Origin of the sequence: Frankia sp. R43 (genome assembly GCF_001306465.1) — a bacterium.
In the GTDB taxonomy this organism is placed as follows: Bacteria; Actinomycetota; Actinomycetes; order Frankiales; family Frankiaceae; genus Parafrankia; species Parafrankia irregularis.
This window is the reverse complement of sequence record NZ_LFCW01000001.1, coordinates 1056691-1071046: the sequence shown is the minus strand read 5'-3', so window position 1 is coordinate 1071046 and position 14356 is coordinate 1056691. Positions and strand designations below refer to the sequence as shown.

Below are 14356 nucleotides of genomic sequence, written 5' to 3'. Positions count from 1 at the left end.
GAAGTCGATGTGCCCGATGATCTCCCGGGTCGGCCAGGTGATCAACAGGCCGCAGGTCAGGCAGCAATAGTGGCCCCGCCAGCGGGCCGAGCTCGGGTCGATTTCCCGGCCCCGGTGGACCGGGACGAATCCGTCGCCCCCTGGGCTGTTGCCGCATCGGCACAGCCAGGCATCATCCATTCCCGCGCGCGCAATGTATTCACGCATGCTGATGGCTCTCTTTCTCGTGAAGGTGGTTGAGGGGAGGGAGGTGCAGGCCGCAGGACGGGACACCGCTCTGCCTGGCGGCGAGGGCGGTCGTGACGGCCGCCGCCGGCCGCCTCCTGCGGGAGCGGGACCGGCACAGTTCGGCGGACCGGTCACTGAGGCGGTCGCGGGCGCCGGGGCGGTTCAGCGGTCCCAGGGCTCGCGGGGCAGGTGGTCGCGGGGGGTGTCCCTGGCCTTGATGGCGACGTCGGTCCAGGTGGCCCCGTCCGCTTCGACCTGCTCGGCGGTGATGAGGACCGCACTGGCGCGGGGGGACAGTGTCCAGCCGAGGTGGCCGAACAGGGCCAGCGCGCGGGTGTCCCCGAGAGCGGAGGCGTGGACGGCATCGAGGCGCAGCTCGGCGGCCAGGTGACCCAGCAGCCCGGTCGGATAGCCGCGGTGGAACAGCGGGACGGCCCGGGTCGGGCTGGTCATCTCGGGGGCGTGGCGGGCGGCGACGTGGGTGAGCACGGCCATCACGGTGGCGTCGCCGATGCGGGTGTCTTCCGGTTCGTCGTCCTCGACGGTGCGCAGGACCGCTGTGTGGACGGCGTGGCCCCAGGTCCAGCCCTGCAAGCTGAGCTGCTCAGCCTCGCTGGCGAGAACGGCGGCCTTGACGGTCAGCGGGTAGCCGAGTGCGCTGAGGACGTCGGCGGCGGAATCGAGGTTGAGCAGGCTGGCCGGATCGAGGTGGCCGTTCAGCCAGAACAGGATGTGCCCGTGTAGACGGCGGGGCCAGCCGTCCCGGCCGAAGTACGGCTGGTAGGTCAGATCGGTGGGGCGGCGGGTGACGGTGTCCTCGCCGTTGACGGTCAGGACGTGGCGGAGCCGGCCGAGGAGTTCGGCGAAGCCGAGCAGATGCGGGGTCGAGGGCATGGCGGGGCGCTCCTTCCGGGCGCAGCACGGCGGACAGGCTGATCGCAGAGCGGACGAGGAGGCCGGGGCGTGACGGCCGGACCGGCCGGACCGAGAGGTGCGCGGTGGCCGAGGCGCCGACGGCGGCACGTCGGCCACCGCACAGCCTTGGGTCCGCCCTGGCCGCTGAGAACGGGTAGGTGGGGTCTGGTCGGTCAGGTCCCAACCAAAGGGCAGACCGCAGCGCTCAACCGTGCTGGCCGCACGACCTGTCGAGGGGGCCGCCGGACGTTACTCAACCGGCGGAAGAGAGGCCAGGAACTCGGCGATCTTCACGGCGTGGCCGGCGTGCGTGGAGAACGTGAACTCGACCTCGCCCCGGTGCTTAAGCTCCGCGCTGAAGTTCCCGATCGTCTGCTTGGGGTGGCGCCAGAAGCTGGCGACCGGAACCCAGCGGTCTCGCTGGTACTCGTCGGCCGTGCGGTCGAGTCCTGTCCACGGAAGACCGAACGCGGCCATGACGTCGCGCGCGATCTCCTCCGCGTGCTGCTGCGTTCTGCGCCGGTCGTCGAGAATCTCACACACCCGCGCCAGCTCAGCCTCGTAGCCTGGCAGGACATATCGCTGGATCTGCCGCGCGATCGCCAGCGGCGACTTGTTCGGCGCGGCATAGGTCCTGTCCCTGGGTGCGCGACCGGTCCGGTACTCGGACGCGCGGTGCGGGTAGATACCAGAGATCTCGATCTTGTGTCGCTTGCTGTAGTGCCGGCCCATTTGGACGTGTATCTTGCAGAGCGGGTTCGACTTCTTAACCAGGAAAGCATCCTCCGGCCAGTTGCCGGCCTCAACCTTCCAGTCGTCTCCCAGCTCGGCGGCGACGCCCTCCGCGAGAGCCGGAAGCGGTGTGCCGGACTCGGACATGGCTGTACTCCGTTCCACGATCCCTCGGCTACTGGGTACGGGCGTAGGCGCAGTCAACGATCACGCCGTTGTGTACGCCGTCACAGGTGATCGGGCCGAGCCGACGGTCCTGCACCGTCAGGTCCTTGCGGATATCGTTCTCCAGTTCGTCGATTTTCGGGCCGAACAGGGCCTCGTAGTGGCCGATCTGAGAGTCCGACGCGGTCGTCCCGTGGTCGGGGAACGCCTTCTCCCACAGTCGGAAGTAGAGCCCGTAGCCATACGACGGGAAAGGCGTGGCCTTGCTGACCTCGGTCAGCAGGCAACACGCCTCGGCAGCCGTACCGGGGCGCGTGTCCTTGCCAGCGGCGACCCTTTCGAGGATCTCCCGGAAGTGCCCCCGGTAGACGAACTCGACCGGAAAGAGGATGGTGGTCGGGACCAGGATCGGGTAGCTGTGAAAGAGCTGGTCACGCTTACGCGGGTGGCGGGAAATCGCCTGCGTGATCTCCTGCTCGGCCCAGTCGAGGGCCAACAGCGCGATGTTGACCAGCTCGGCGCAGTCCGCCACGATCTGGTCGAGCTTGCTTTTGGGCATGGTCGTACTCCGCGTTTCTCAGCCTGGTGTTGGCGTGTGCGCCGCGAGTCGGTGTTGAAGCCGGCGTTGCTGTTAGTCCACGAACGCCGCCCATCGGCCACCGTCGTCGTGGACGAAGAAAGCGATCTGAACGGCGACCTTGGGGTTGAGTTCCCGGGCTATCTCCGCCGCCCGCTCGATGACCTCCAACGCCGTGCTTCGGTCCTCGAACAGGCGCGGGAAAGCCTCGACACGAACATCGGCAGTCCAGAGAGAGCGATTCTTGTTGTGAGCCAGCGCCACGCTGTAGAGCGGCGTGTTCATCTGGGCCGTTGCACCCTCGACCGCTTCCGGGTGCGGAAACGAGGGCCTGGCGTAGATGCTGCTCCGGGTCCACGGCGGTGATGCGTGCGCGACGCGGCATCGTAGTCCGGCCTTCGGAAGAACCCGGTCAGGTAGCCCGTCCGGGCCGGTGAACACGGGTGCGACCCGGCCGTGCCCGCCGGGCCGGGCGGCGGCGCCGGCCACGGTGGCTCCGACCGGCGGTCAGATCAGCGATGATCGCGACGAGGGCGACCGCCCCGTAGGCGGCGAACACGGTGACGTTATGCGCGGCGGTGACGCCCAGCAGCCATACGAACAGGAGGACGAACCCCCAGAACCGCAGCTCCCGGCGGCGACGGCGACTCAGGTAGAACACGGGAATCACGTTCCTTTCCGTGGTAAACCGGGCGGAATACCCGGCATCGACATGCGGGTGTCGCTCAGCCCTCAGCGGTGCGCCAGGGAACGGGATGTCCGTGGTCAGGGTCGGCACAGTCACCGCTGAGCGTGGCGGGACTGCTGTAAACCTCTCCGTCGTCGACCAGGACCCTGATCGGCGGTTCCTCCGCGCCTTTCAGGGTCAGCGCGGTGTCGACGTGGACGAGAATTCCGCCGCTCTCGTCGAGTAGCGCGGTGATGCGGAGGGAGAAGCTGCCCACGTTTCCCGGTTCCCAGCTCGCGCAGGGATGCGGAGGCAGCGCGTCGTACATGTCAATCGTTCCGTAACTCACCGATGAATCCGGCATCGGTTGTCCCTTCCAGACTCAGAACGTGCGCGGAAATCCGTACCGAGCACCGCGAGAAAACACCGGTCCGCGTGGGGGCAAGTCCGGTCACCAGGCGGCCGGCGTCACAGCACGCGGGCGCACGGCGGACAGAGATCAGTGCTACTCGGGTAGTGGGCGGAACACGATCTCGGTGCTGTCGGCGTTGGCGGTGGTCGCCCATTCGTCGAGCAGGTCGGCGAGCGACTCGGCGAGCAGGTCCCGTACGTCACCGGTGGAACCGTCGTCGGCGAGAACGGCGATCAACCGGGCGCGGGCCTCCCCGAGTTCGTCCGCGTAGACATCGACCACAAGCCCGGTCGCCGACGGCCACTCGGTCCGCGTCCCGGCCTCGATATCGTCTTCCAGCACCATCCGCAACGCGTCGCGGGCGTCGACGAACACGTCACGTGCCCGCTCACGCCGCGACCGCGGGTCCCGCGACGGGACCCACCGGCGCATCCGCAGAAATCGCACGCCGAGCAGCAGGCGGCCGTTCCACATCATGATCTCCATTTCTCCAGGAGCGGGAAGAGCAGGGCTGCGGGGTCACCCCCCGGGTGTCGTGTCGAAGGATTCGTGCAACTGGCCCTCGGCGGTATAGGTGAAGATCCGTAGCCGGGTGTAGGGTTCAGGAAGAAACACCGGCATGGCATTCACGACAGCCCCGCTGAATCCCCGGCAGATCCACATCACCCACCGGTCCGGCTTGCCCGGGGAGTTTCCGGCGGGAAGCTCGCCAGTGGAACGCCGATCGGTGAGCCGGCGCATGTCCCGGCGGGCCAGATGAGGACAAAGCCGGGTGGACGCCTCGGCACATCCTTCATGCATCGGAGGATCGTGGTAGGCCCCGACGGCGGCGGCCCCCGGGCCGCCGAGAAACGCGACCTCCTCGGCGAACGGTTGAGCACAGATACCGCACCGTCCCTCAGAGGCGAGACGGAATGCCTCCCGGCCGTCCACGGTCGAGAAGTCTGGCTCCCCGTCCGGATGGCGCGCGGTGACAGCGGGAATCGGAACATTCCGGCGCCAGTCGATCGGCAGCATTCTCATCAGCTCGGGAAATTCGGAGGCATGGTTCACTGCCACTCCTTTCCATGGCGGACGACCATCCGGGGGAAATCTCCCAGGGGGAGGGTGCGGCTAGTCCCGGGAGCCCGCGCAGACATCGGCCTTGGCACGCGTCCGGTCGAGCGCTTTGCCCAGGCCGGGAAGGTCGTACCGGCTTTGGATACTGTTCTGGTCGTCGCGGAGAAGACCGACGTGGAACTCGCCGGGCTGGGAGCTGGCCGCGACAACGGCCCACAGCGGCACGTCGTGGCCGGCGCGGGGCACGTAGATGCCGGCTCCCACCGGGCAGCGGACGAACCTCAAAGGCAAGGGAAACTCAGGAGCCATCACCGTCGCTCCGTTCGGGTGAGGACGCCGCGACCCGGCCCGCGCGGCGGCGTCGGGTCGCCGGGCGGGGCTGTACATCCGCGTGGGGACGGGGTCGCCAGACGTGCCGGCCGGCACGCTCGACCCGTTCCAGGTCGAGCGCGTCGGCCCAGCTGAGGCAGAACGTGCAGGGATCGACGCAGGCGGAGCAACTACCGCCGTCGAGGTGCCTGCGGCAGTTCTCCTCGGCGTGGGCCCGGGAGATCCGGTGATAGATCCAGGCGTCGATCTCGCCGGCGAGCTGGTCGCGGAGCGCGGTCAGGATGCGGACGACCCGCTCGGGGTCGTAGCTGGGTGCGGTGTGGTCGGCGAGGTGAGCGGCGCGCAGCGCCGCATGCCGGCTGGTGTCACCGCCGGTCAGCGTGGCGAGCAGCGCGCGGGCGTCGAGACGGTCGTCATCGGTCGGCGGGCCGCCCGGGTTGACCGGTCGGCGGCGGCGCGTGTCGACGTCGGCCGCCGTCGGAGACGTCCGGCGGCCTGCGGTGCGGCCCATCGGGATCAGGCCCGGGACGGGTCGTCGCCGACGAGCACGGGCGGGGGGCCGAGGCGGATCAGATGGCCGTGGGTGACGTCCTCGCCGATCGCGCCGTCGACAGCCGCCAGATCCGCGACCTCGTCGCAGATCTCGCCCCACAGGTCCGGGGCGGTCCGCGCGTCGACGGGGATCACTCTGTCGTCGGCGAGGAGCACGCCTTCCGCGGACGCGGTCGGGTACTCGTCCCAGACCACGTCGCAGAGCACGGCGACGGCCGTCGGGTACAGCTCGCGGACCTTCGACGCGAACCCGCCATCAGCGTTGATCCGCCGCACCAACTCGGTGTTGATCGCAGACAGGGCCGCACTGAGATCGTGGGCCTCGGCGGTCGGGAGCACGGACAGGTCGAACAGCACAGGAACGACCCCCTTTCGGGGCGGGCGGGTATGCGAGTGCACGGGGCCGTGCGGGCGGGAGCGCAGCCGTGCGACTGCCGGCGCTGCTCGGGGCGTCCGTAACCGGGGTCCTGCACGGGGGAGCCGGGCGGGGCCGGGACGTGGCCCGGTCGGTGTTGGGGACGGCGCGTCCTCGACCGGTGTCCGGCGGCGCTTACTCGCCGACGATCTGCCAGGTCCACCGGAAGCCGCCGACGTAGTACAGGCCGTCGCGCGGGTTGGGCTCGACCGTCTCCGTGTCGTCCGACCAGGTGTTGTGGATCGTGACGGTCTCGTCCTCTCCGACGATGATCGTCTCCTGGTCGTCGGAGCCGACGGCCAGGTTGGACAGATGCAGATCGATCGCGATGTCACGAACCTGGTCGAGGGTGAAGCCGGGGCAGGCGAAGCCGTTCCAGCGCAGATCGTTGGCTGGTACCTCGTACTCGCCGAGGCCATCGAGGGTCACACGCATCGTCGTGTGCGCGGAGGCCATGCTGATCTCCCTGCGAGGAGTGTTGAACGTCGGTCTCTCCACCGGCGGCGGCGGGGTCAGGTGGGCAGGCAGCAGCTCAGCGGCACGCCGCGCAGGTCGAAGCTGGTCGCCTCGAAGGGAACGGGGAAACGCTTGTTGCTGGGGGTGAAGCGCAGCCGGTCCGTGGACTCGGCGTCGAGGATGATCGTGGCGTGCTTGCCGTCGATCTGGCGGATGGTGCCGGTCAGCCCGTTGAGGTAGCGGGGCTTGATGTTGGCGATCCGCACGGGGGTGCCGGTGGTCAGGGACGCGCCTCTGATCGCGGCGAGCGCGGTCCGTCGCTGCTGGACCATCTCGGTGATGCGGGTCAAATCCTGTTCGGTGGCGTGCGACAGGATGAAGTCGGTGGCGACCGCGAGCGTCGGCGTCGTGGGCATGCGAATGCCTTCCTGGTCGTGGAGCGGTAGCGAACCGCCGGCCCGGGACAGACCGGCGGGTATGTCCTGAGCGGAGCCAGGCGCCTGCCTGCTGCTACATGCGGGCGGCAGGGAGGGCGCCGGCTGTCGGGAAACGCGTGCTCAGGCGGCGGTGAGGCGGGCTCGTCGGGCCGGGACGGGCCGGCCGATGACGAACGTGCCGGGGTGCAGTGGGTGTAGCTGGTCGTGCGGCATCGGCTGGTCCGGGTAGGGCAGGTGCAGCAGGAGCCGTCCCGCGAGCGGGCTGTCGGCATCGTCGGGGACCCGCCGGATGGTGATCGTGAACGCGCCGAGTGGGTGGCCGGTGGACAGGCTCAGGGTGATCGCGTCGTCGGCCTCGTCGGTGCGGATGCCGGCGCTGTTGCACCACGACAGCGCGACCCGTTCGGGCGTGTGCGGTCCGGTGCCGTCCGCGTCGGGCTCGTCCGGCTGGTAGGCGGGGCATGCGTTGTCGCCGTTGTCGTCGAAGCCGTGCGGGGTCTCGACAAGGTCCGCCCCGCAGGCGGAACAGCGGAACTCGATGTCGGCGTCGAAGATCAGCTTGATGCTGCTGTCTTCGTCCAGGCTGTTCACGGTCGTGCCATCGACGGTCAGTGCGGCGAACATCGCGATACCCGGTCCCTTCCGGTCAGTTGTGCGGGTAGCGCACTGCGCCCGCCCCGGCGGCGGCCGGGGCGGGCGCAGTGGCAGGTGGGTGGGGTGGGCTCAGGCGGGCAGCAGGGTGCGCAGCGTGGCGAGGGTGGAGCCGTCGAGGCTGTCCGCCCCGCCGGTCACGGCGCGCAGCATGTTGCGTTCGGCCCGCGTGGCACCGCGGACGGTCTGCTCGTGGTGGGTGTAGGTGTTGACCGCCTGCACCACACCCCAGCCGGTGTTCCGCCACGGGGAGACCCGCTCGTCGTGGTTCCACAGCCGGTTGAGGGTGTCGCGGTGCTTCTCCGCGCTGGTCCGCGCCCGCCCCTTCTCGTCCGGCATGGGGGCGTGGGCGTCCAGGAACGCGGCCCACTGCCGGTCGGACACGTCGAGTGCGCACAGTTCGGCGACCTCGGCGGCGAAGTCGTCGGCGATCGTGTGCACGATCGCGAGAGCCTCCCGGGCCTCCCCGAGCCGCAGATGTGACCGGGCGGAGTGCTTGACCTTGGTCTGCTGGCCCTTCTCTCGCAGACCGGCTGCCATCGTGTTGTCACAGACGACGTTGGTCACGATCCGCTTGTAGGTCGTCGACAGCGACCCGTCGAAGCTCGTGGTGGCCAGCAGGTTCGGACGGAACGCGACCCCTTCCGGAGTGGTGATCGTGTCGGGGACCTCGACCGACACCCACGCGACCGCCCCGCCGCGTAGCAGCCCGGCCGATCCGATCGCGAGATCGTCATCGAGGAGCTGCCCGACGTTGTCGACCAACCATTCCTTGTAGGGGTGTGGCTGGTAGCCGTCGCTGAAGATCCCCATCACGCTTCCGGTGTCGGATCGGATGATCGCCTTGCGGTCCGGGACGACGTCCAGACCGCCGGTGACCGGGGACTCGACGTAGATCGGCTGTTCGAGGGCGGTCCAGTCGAACAGTCGGCGCTCGACGTCGTCGACAGGGATCGGCCCCGGGTAGTGGTTGGCCTCGCCCTGCTGCTGGTCGGCGCGGTAGTGCCAGGCGTGGCCACGCTTGTCGGTGAAACCGATCAGCGTGTGCTGGTTGAGCCAGGTCAGGGTTTCCTTCGACATGCGGCTTCCTCCGGTGATCGGTGGGGTGGGTGGCGATGTGTGGGCATGCCGACGGGCCGTCGGACACCGTCCGGCGGCAGGCATGCGGAAGCGGGTTACGGGCGGGTGTGCGGGCGGGGCTTAGCGCCGCGCGGGCCGGGTCGAGCACTGACGCGCCGTGCCCCGGCGCGCTCGTGTGTCGTTCGTCAGCGGCAGCGGCAGCGGCCCGACCCGCCTCACGGCGCTTCCCCAGGCACGGCGCGTCGGGCCGTCCCGGACGACCCGAGGGGATGGGCGGGGGACCTGCCTGCGAGCCAGGCATCGACGAGGGCAACGGCTGCGCTGTCACGGGCCACATCGGCCGCATCGGCAGGCAGAGCCGTCAGCCCGAGGGACTCCCGAGCCTGCAACACGTACTCGTTCGCATCGACAAACTCGTGCAACTGCTCGAAGGCAGCGACGGTCTCGGGTACCTTCCCGCCGCGGACATCCTCTAAGATCATTTCCTGCATTGCGGTGGCGATCGAGTCGGAGCTGACGTCTGGTTGATCGCCCATCGCCGTTCCTCTCTGCCGCAAAGCACCCGACGACGTACGTCTCGATAGCCGGCGATCTTCGGACCCCCCGACGGGCCGCCGGACACCGTCCGGCGGGCAGCCACGCGGCGGCGGCTTACGGGGCGGGCGTGCGCGCGGGACTCAGCGCCGCGCGGGCCTCCGCGATCGACTCCCACGGGCGGACCTGACGGTGGCCCGGGTAGGTGTGCGCGCGGGCGATCGCGACCGCGCGGCCCGGGTCGAGCCCCGACGCGTCGACCAAGCTGCTGATCTTCCAGGCGGTCGTGGCGACCCGGACGGGCCGGCCACCCGGCCACATCTCCTCATAGGCGCGAACCCGACCGTCACGGGTCACCGACCGTATGACGATCAGCTCGACGTGGACGGCGTCCGGGCCGCCACCGGTCAGCGGCTCCCGATGCGGGGACACCAGCAACGCGGCCGTCCCCCGGCGGGCGGGCGCCCCGTTCGCGAGCGGCAGCGCCTCGACCTGGCTCACGATGCGTCCCCGGGCAGGGGCAGCCAGGCCGAGACCGGGGTCGGGGCGTCACGCTCTTGAGCGATCAGCTCCCGGATCTGCATCGTCAGGTAGTCGGCAGGGTTCTCCCGCAGGAACGGATCATCGGACCAGACGATCGACCCGGCCCACGCGGACGTCTCCACCACCACACCGCCGAGCACGTCCGTGCTGTACCGGCGGTCGCAGTGCGGGCACTCCACCACGATCGTCAGCACGTAGGCCGCCCACGTCCCGTCCGCGAAACGGTCCCGTTCCTCGGTGATCACGTCGAGGTCGCCGACGGGCGACAGGTAGTAGTCATGGTCATCGTCGATGTAGACCCCGATCCGCACCGTGGGGTCCGCGAGCACGCCGAGCATGGCGCCACCTCTCGAAAGATCAGGCAGGGAGCAGATAAGGGCGGGTCGGCTATGCGCCGGTCAGCCGCGCCCAGAGTTCGCGGCACTCGGCGTCACTGAACCCCTCCGGATGCGCGGAGGTCTCCCGCATCTCGCCGGTGTAATGGCTCAGCGTCGTCCTGCCACCCCACCAGCAGTGCGACCCGGGAAAACCCGGGCCGCCCGACGGTTCTGTGACCCCCAAGTCCGTCAACCGGGCCACGGCCAGGTCCACGGCGCCGAGCCCGTCCGCGCGGTCGTACTCATCCGGTTCGCAGTCGAGTTCCTCGGACCGTTCGTCGTGCGGGTAGATGTCTCCGTCGTACGCTTCGTGCTCGAAGTAGTCGCGGTGGTGGACACGCAGATGCCGGCCGGTCACAGGACCCGCACCACCCAGCTGTCGCAGTCCTCCTCGACCCCGGAGATCTCCAACAGGATGTCGCCGTAGAAGATCGCCATTTCGTGCAGCCGGTCGCCTTCCGGACCGTAGCCGCAGTCCCACAGGCCCGCTCCTTGCCGCTGCCGCGACAGGACCCAGTTCCGGCCCAGCTCCTCGGCCTCCGGTGCCCGATCTCCCAGCCGCTCGATCAGCGACGACAGGTCAGGCTCGGCGCCTTCCAGGTAGTCCCGGATCTCGTCGGCGGGATCGCCGCGCAGATGCTCGGTTTCTGTTCCGTCGAAACCACTGCCGTACAGGTTCGTGGTCTCGTCCGGCGACCATTCGACCATCGCCGATTCGATCAGTTCGCGCCAAACTCCCCGCTCAAAGCGGCGCACGAACTCCTCAGACAGAACATCACAGGTCACAGACCCTCCCTCCACATGACGGGTGACACGCTTCGGACGAACCGCCGGTAGATGGCTAACGCCACCCGATCAGCAGGTCGCCGTGAATCCCCCGCGCTTTGAGTAGGTACGGTTCGTCCATCCATTCCAGGCTGAACTTGTAGATCTTGCAGTCGCAGCCGTGGTAGATCGACGCCAGGCGATCCAGCAACATCAGGAAGTGATCCCGCCCGCGCCGCTGGACAATCGCGAGCGCACGCTCACGATCACCGAGAATGTCGAACACGACCACATGCCTTTCGTGTCGAACCGGATGCGCGTTCGTCAGCTGGTTCGGGCGGTTTCTGCCCTCACCTTGTTACGCGCTGGGAAGCGTTCCGACCGTCCGGCCGGATGCGCGTTCGTCAGCTGGTTCGGGCGGTTTCTGCCCTCACCTTGTTACGCGCTGGGAAGCGTTCCGACCGTCCGGCCGGATGCGCGTTCGTCAGCTGGTTCGGGCGGTTTCTGCCCTCACCTTGTTACGCGCTGGGAAGCGTTCCGACCGTCCGATCGGATGCGCGTTCGTCAGCTGGTTCGGGCGGTTTCTGCCCTCACCTTGTTACGCGCTGGGAAGCGTTCCGACCGTCCGGCCGTAAAACGGCTCAGAAACGCGGAGAGGGCACCGGGAGACTCTCCCGGTGCCCTCTCCGCGAGGAAAGAAGGTCAGTCCTCCCTGCCATCCCGCGCGGCGCGGTAGGTCATCAGCTCCCGTACCGCGTCAGCCCGTTCTGACACTTCCCGGAACTCTGCCAAGGCAGCGTCACGGGTGCGGATCACGGCGCGACGGGAACCGTAGGCACCCCCGTAGCGCTTCTGCGCCACCTTGGACAGGATGCCCGCCCGTCCGATGTCATCGGCCTTGTTCCCCTCGTTGAGCACGTCCGCGAGAACAGGGAACTCCCTGCCGTCACCGAACGCGTGGTGCCAGATGGCCTCACTGTTGGCGGCAAGGTGCGTAGAGACCGCTACGAACTCCATACGAGCCGCAGTCTTCATCAGCTGTGCCCCAGGGGTCGCGTCGGTCTCGCTTGGCTTCTTGTCGATCCTGTAGCCGTTGCGGCGGGCAGCGTCCCGCACGGCGGTGTACTGGATGCTGTCACGGGTGGCGACAAAGGTTCCGCCTTGCTTCGTGACATAGAGCCAGGAGTCCGGTTCCCGCGTGGCCACGGAGTAGGTCACAGGCTCAAACGTCCGGATGATCTTCCCGAGGAGTTGCGCGAAGAGCAACACCGCATCCTGCGTGGTGTCGTCGCTCACGTCCGCCGTGCCGTAGCCACGGCCGGTGTAGGTCGCGTTGCCATCCATCCGCTTACGCGAGTCTGTGGCGTCGACCACGCGGCAGAACTTCCGCGCCTTGAGGTTGATGGCGCGCCAGTCGTCCGCCGTCACCCTAGCCATGTCTTCCAGCTCGACTCGCGTGCCCGGAAGAGCGGACGGCGTGTCCGAAGAAAAGGCGTTGTTGGTCACGAGGTCTCTCCTCTGCTTTGCGGGAACTCCCGGGGGTGTCATCCCGCGCCCGGTGCCGATATCTAATTCTCCATCTATGCGCGCCCGAATACAACCCCCAATCGTCCGCCAATTCATGATTCTTTATATGGCGGGAAAGTGATGAAACGACAATCGGAAGGCGCGAACCAAAAGGCAAAGAAGAGAAGAGGGAAAGCCAAAAGCGAAGTGCAAGAAAAGCGAAATACAAAAACGAGAACGCGACCGGAGGGAAAGGGGGAAACGCATCAATCCGAGACGTGGAGCTTGCACAGGAGCCGCGCGCCGCCAGAGCACCGGTCCCCGCATCGACTATCAGCTCGTAGCCTCGCTATTAAGTCGCGGCGTGCTTGGGTGGGTGCCGTACCTCGTCTGACCTGCACCAACGGCTCTTCGTTCACCCACCCGTCTTTACGGGGGGTCCGGTGGGGGGTCCCGTGGGGGGTCCGGTGGGGGGTCCGGTGGGCTGGAGGGGTCGGATCTACCTGGCCACTCGCTGGGCGACGTGGCCGCAGCTCGGCCTGCTGGGGAAATCCGCTGGTCAGGGCCTCGCTGTGCATCACGCTGGCGCCACCAGCGCTGCCGGTCGCTGGCGCTGACGGCGCCGGCCCCCGACCGCAGCCGGCCGAACCCGGGGGTTGGAGATCCGGATTAATGGCGAGCGCTCGGCGCAGCTGGCGAGTGATGGCGAGCCACCTGACACACCCCCACACCGTCCGTCGCGCACCCTGCCGGCGAAGCACCTGAGCGATCCGCTGATTTGGGCTCTATGGCTTTCTGTCGGCGGTGCCAACTGCCGTTCGCCGACTGCGGTGTCAAGGTTGGTGCGCCAACCTTCGCCAACAACAGCGACTAGTCCGCACGGAATCGCCATCATCACTCGTCCTCCAAGTTGAGGTGAGAATCCGACTCTCGCGGCCCATGGCCATGGTCCTGCCCCAAAACGATGGAAGCGCGTCGCGGTTGAGATTCCGGAAGAGGAGGCTCGCGGGAATGCCGATGTCGTGAGGCTTCTATTTTGTCACCGAGATCGCCGGGGTGGCGGATGGGCGGTCGGGTCGAGGTGCCCGCGTCGTCGGAGGAGGCGTCGACCGGCAGCCTGCCTGCCTAGTCGGCGGCCTGTCGTTGGAGGGCGGGCTTGTGGGAGCCGCCGGATGAGCCGTCCGGAGGCTGGCGGGGCCCGCGGGATCGCGTGACGTGATGAGCATCATGTCGGCGGGGGCGGGCTGGGTGGGTTGGGGTGGTCGTGCCGTCGCGGTGGCGGCGTTTCCGCAGGTAGCGGGGCTGCGGCGCTGCGATTCTGCTCAGGTCGCTGCGCGGCGGGGCGGCGGACAGACCCTTGGATAGCACCGTGACGGCCGGATACCGGATTGTCACCTTACGGCCCGATAGTGCAGCCTTGGGGCAACTGCCCGTCACGCAGAGGGGCTACGGGGCGGCGAGGTAGTCGCGCTGTGCGGCGGAACGGTCGAGCAGACCAGGGGGTCTGCGGATCTTCCGTGGGAGTGAACGTGACAGGAACTGACGATCTGACTGACGCTGATCGGCGCATCCTGCTGCACGATCTGCGCCGCACGCTGAGCCCTGGCTGGCTCCCGGACGTGCTGGTCACGCTGTCGAACGGTCCGCAGCCGTACACGAGCTTGTTGCGCACCCTGCGCAGCTATGACGTTCCGCGGGGCCGACACTGGCCCCAGCCGCTGATCCAGGAGGCCGTGCTGACCCGGACGTTGCGGTCGATGCAGCGCCGGGGGCTGGTTGAGCGGATGCGGGAGCGTGCGTTTCCCTTCGGGACGGTCTACTGGCTGACCCCGGCGGCGAAGGAACTGGCGGATCTGGTGGCGCCGATGGCGCAGTGGGCCGCGGCGCACGAGGAGCTGTTGGAAGTCGATCGGCGGGCGTGGGCCGCGCGGCGGCGTCGCCGGTAGAACGGTGAG

At 68.4% G+C, this 14356-nt stretch carries 23 protein-coding genes; 1 reads left to right on the top strand and 22 read right to left on the bottom strand.

The features are described 5' to 3' along the window. Positions 1 to 390: 390 nt before the first annotated feature. The 22 genes from ACG83_RS04010 to ACG83_RS03905 all read right to left on the bottom strand — a co-directional run bounded on the left by ACG83_RS04010 (position 391) and on the right by ACG83_RS03905 (position 12401). Positions 391 to 1122 carry a hypothetical protein gene (locus ACG83_RS04010; RefSeq protein WP_054564764.1) on the bottom strand — a complete coding sequence of 244 codons (732 nt, stop codon included), beginning with the start codon at positions 1120 to 1122 and terminating at the stop codon, positions 391 to 393. A 270-nt stretch (positions 1123 to 1392) separates the two neighbouring features. Then, the gene (locus ACG83_RS04005; RefSeq protein WP_054564763.1) at positions 1393 to 2022 is read right to left on the bottom strand and encodes a hypothetical protein; all 630 of its coding nucleotides are present in this window, start codon (positions 2020 to 2022) and stop codon (positions 1393 to 1395) included. A gap of 28 nt (positions 2023 to 2050) precedes the next feature. After that, positions 2051 to 2599, bottom strand: coding sequence for a hypothetical protein (locus ACG83_RS04000; RefSeq protein ID WP_054564762.1), 549 nt, complete (start codon positions 2597 to 2599; stop codon positions 2051 to 2053). A 72-nt stretch (positions 2600 to 2671) separates the two neighbouring features. Beyond that, a complete protein-coding gene (locus ACG83_RS03995) occupies positions 2672 to 2902 on the bottom strand; it encodes a hypothetical protein (RefSeq protein ID WP_054564761.1) in 231 nt (76 codons plus the stop codon). A 127-nt stretch (positions 2903 to 3029) separates the two neighbouring features. After that, entirely contained in the window at positions 3030 to 3278 is a 249-nt protein-coding gene (locus ACG83_RS03990) for a hypothetical protein (protein WP_054564760.1), read from the bottom strand. Positions 3279 to 3342: 64 nt separating this feature from the next. Then, positions 3343 to 3633 (bottom strand): hypothetical protein, encoded by a 291-nt coding sequence (locus ACG83_RS03985; protein ID WP_235497601.1) that lies wholly within the window; start codon positions 3631 to 3633, stop codon positions 3343 to 3345. A 156-nt stretch (positions 3634 to 3789) separates the two neighbouring features. Further along, positions 3790 to 4170 (bottom strand): hypothetical protein, encoded by a 381-nt coding sequence (locus ACG83_RS03980; RefSeq protein ID WP_235497599.1) that lies wholly within the window; start codon positions 4168 to 4170, stop codon positions 3790 to 3792. 45 nt (positions 4171 to 4215) lie between these two features. Further along, positions 4216 to 4749, bottom strand: a complete 534-nt coding sequence (locus ACG83_RS03975; RefSeq protein WP_054564757.1) for a hypothetical protein — start codon at positions 4747 to 4749, stop codon at positions 4216 to 4218. Between the two features lie 60 nt (positions 4750 to 4809). Further along, positions 4810 to 5064 (bottom strand): hypothetical protein, encoded by a 255-nt coding sequence (locus tag ACG83_RS03970; protein WP_054565400.1) that lies wholly within the window; start codon positions 5062 to 5064, stop codon positions 4810 to 4812. Further along, positions 5054 to 5596, bottom strand: coding sequence for a hypothetical protein (locus tag ACG83_RS03965; RefSeq protein ID WP_054564756.1), 543 nt, complete (start codon positions 5594 to 5596; stop codon positions 5054 to 5056). Before ACG83_RS03965 ends, ACG83_RS03970 begins: the two co-directional genes overlap by 11 nt. A gap of 5 nt (positions 5597 to 5601) precedes the next feature. Then, a complete protein-coding gene (locus ACG83_RS03960; protein WP_054564755.1) occupies positions 5602 to 5994 on the bottom strand; it encodes a hypothetical protein in 393 nt (130 codons plus the stop codon). Positions 5995 to 6187: 193 nt separating this feature from the next. Beyond that, positions 6188 to 6508, bottom strand: a complete 321-nt coding sequence (locus tag ACG83_RS03955; RefSeq protein WP_054564754.1) for a hypothetical protein — start codon at positions 6506 to 6508, stop codon at positions 6188 to 6190. Positions 6509 to 6564: 56 nt separating this feature from the next. Continuing rightward, on the bottom strand, positions 6565 to 6924 hold the full coding sequence (locus tag ACG83_RS03950; RefSeq protein WP_054564753.1) for a hypothetical protein: 360 nt from the start codon (positions 6922 to 6924) through the stop codon (positions 6565 to 6567). 141 nt (positions 6925 to 7065) lie between these two features. Continuing rightward, on the bottom strand, positions 7066 to 7569 hold the full coding sequence (locus ACG83_RS03945; protein WP_054564752.1) for a hypothetical protein: 504 nt from the start codon (positions 7567 to 7569) through the stop codon (positions 7066 to 7068). Positions 7570 to 7668: 99 nt separating this feature from the next. Further along, complete coding sequence (locus ACG83_RS03940; protein WP_054564751.1) at positions 7669 to 8676, bottom strand: DUF932 domain-containing protein; 1008 nt, start codon at positions 8674 to 8676, stop codon at positions 7669 to 7671. A 215-nt stretch (positions 8677 to 8891) separates the two neighbouring features. After that, on the bottom strand, positions 8892 to 9212 hold the full coding sequence (locus ACG83_RS03935; RefSeq protein ID WP_054564750.1) for a hypothetical protein: 321 nt from the start codon (positions 9210 to 9212) through the stop codon (positions 8892 to 8894). Between the two features lie 115 nt (positions 9213 to 9327). Next, positions 9328 to 9711 carry a hypothetical protein gene (locus ACG83_RS03930; protein WP_054564749.1) on the bottom strand — a complete coding sequence of 128 codons (384 nt, stop codon included), beginning with the start codon at positions 9709 to 9711 and terminating at the stop codon, positions 9328 to 9330. After that, complete coding sequence (locus ACG83_RS03925) at positions 9708 to 10091, bottom strand: hypothetical protein (protein ID WP_054564748.1); 384 nt, start codon at positions 10089 to 10091, stop codon at positions 9708 to 9710. The genes ACG83_RS03930 and ACG83_RS03925 overlap by 4 nt, the downstream gene beginning before the upstream one ends. A 49-nt stretch (positions 10092 to 10140) precedes the next feature. Beyond that, positions 10141 to 10488, bottom strand: coding sequence for a hypothetical protein (locus ACG83_RS03920; RefSeq protein ID WP_054564747.1), 348 nt, complete (start codon positions 10486 to 10488; stop codon positions 10141 to 10143). Continuing rightward, positions 10485 to 10916, bottom strand: a complete 432-nt coding sequence (locus ACG83_RS03915; RefSeq protein ID WP_054564746.1) for a hypothetical protein — start codon at positions 10914 to 10916, stop codon at positions 10485 to 10487. The genes ACG83_RS03920 and ACG83_RS03915 overlap by 4 nt, the downstream gene beginning before the upstream one ends. A gap of 55 nt (positions 10917 to 10971) precedes the next feature. Further along, on the bottom strand, positions 10972 to 11187 hold the full coding sequence (locus ACG83_RS03910; RefSeq protein ID WP_018640692.1) for a hypothetical protein: 216 nt from the start codon (positions 11185 to 11187) through the stop codon (positions 10972 to 10974). A 410-nt stretch (positions 11188 to 11597) separates the two neighbouring features. Next, positions 11598 to 12401, bottom strand: coding sequence for a hypothetical protein (locus ACG83_RS03905; RefSeq protein WP_054564745.1), 804 nt, complete (start codon positions 12399 to 12401; stop codon positions 11598 to 11600). A 1529-nt stretch (positions 12402 to 13930) separates the two neighbouring features. Between ACG83_RS03905 and ACG83_RS03900 the strand changes: the two genes are divergently transcribed. Then, the gene (locus tag ACG83_RS03900) at positions 13931 to 14347 is read left to right on the top strand and encodes a helix-turn-helix domain-containing protein (protein WP_054565399.1); all 417 of its coding nucleotides are present in this window, start codon (positions 13931 to 13933) and stop codon (positions 14345 to 14347) included. The last annotated feature ends 9 nt before the right edge of the window (positions 14348 to 14356 follow it).

Coding starts and splice junctions, on each gene's coding strand:
- ACG83_RS03965 (WP_054564756.1), bottom strand. CDS start 5,596: ATGGGCCGCACCGCAGGCCGCCGGACGTCTCCGACGGCGGCCGACGTC.
- ACG83_RS03970 (WP_054565400.1), bottom strand. CDS start 5,064: ATGGCTCCTGAGTTTCCCTTGCCTTTGAGGTTCGTCCGCTGCCCGGTG.
- ACG83_RS04000 (WP_054564762.1), bottom strand. CDS start 2,599: ATGCCCAAAAGCAAGCTCGACCAGATCGTGGCGGACTGCGCCGAGCTG.
- ACG83_RS03955 (WP_054564754.1), bottom strand. CDS start 6,508: ATGGCCTCCGCGCACACGACGATGCGTGTGACCCTCGATGGCCTCGGC.
- ACG83_RS03980 (WP_235497599.1), bottom strand. CDS start 4,170: ATGTGGAACGGCCGCCTGCTGCTCGGCGTGCGATTTCTGCGGATGCGC.
- ACG83_RS03950 (WP_054564753.1), bottom strand. CDS start 6,924: ATGCCCACGACGCCGACGCTCGCGGTCGCCACCGACTTCATCCTGTCG.
- ACG83_RS03935 (WP_054564750.1), bottom strand. CDS start 9,212: ATGGGCGATCAACCAGACGTCAGCTCCGACTCGATCGCCACCGCAATG.
- ACG83_RS03940 (WP_054564751.1), bottom strand. CDS start 8,676: ATGTCGAAGGAAACCCTGACCTGGCTCAACCAGCACACGCTGATCGGT.
- ACG83_RS03995 (WP_054564761.1), bottom strand. CDS start 2,902: ATGAACACGCCGCTCTACAGCGTGGCGCTGGCTCACAACAAGAATCGC.
- ACG83_RS03945 (WP_054564752.1), bottom strand. CDS start 7,569: ATGTTCGCCGCACTGACCGTCGATGGCACGACCGTGAACAGCCTGGAC.
- ACG83_RS03925 (WP_054564748.1), bottom strand. CDS start 10,091: ATGCTCGGCGTGCTCGCGGACCCCACGGTGCGGATCGGGGTCTACATC.
- ACG83_RS04005 (WP_054564763.1), bottom strand. CDS start 2,022: ATGTCCGAGTCCGGCACACCGCTTCCGGCTCTCGCGGAGGGCGTCGCC.
- ACG83_RS04010 (WP_054564764.1), bottom strand. CDS start 1,122: ATGCCCTCGACCCCGCATCTGCTCGGCTTCGCCGAACTCCTCGGCCGG.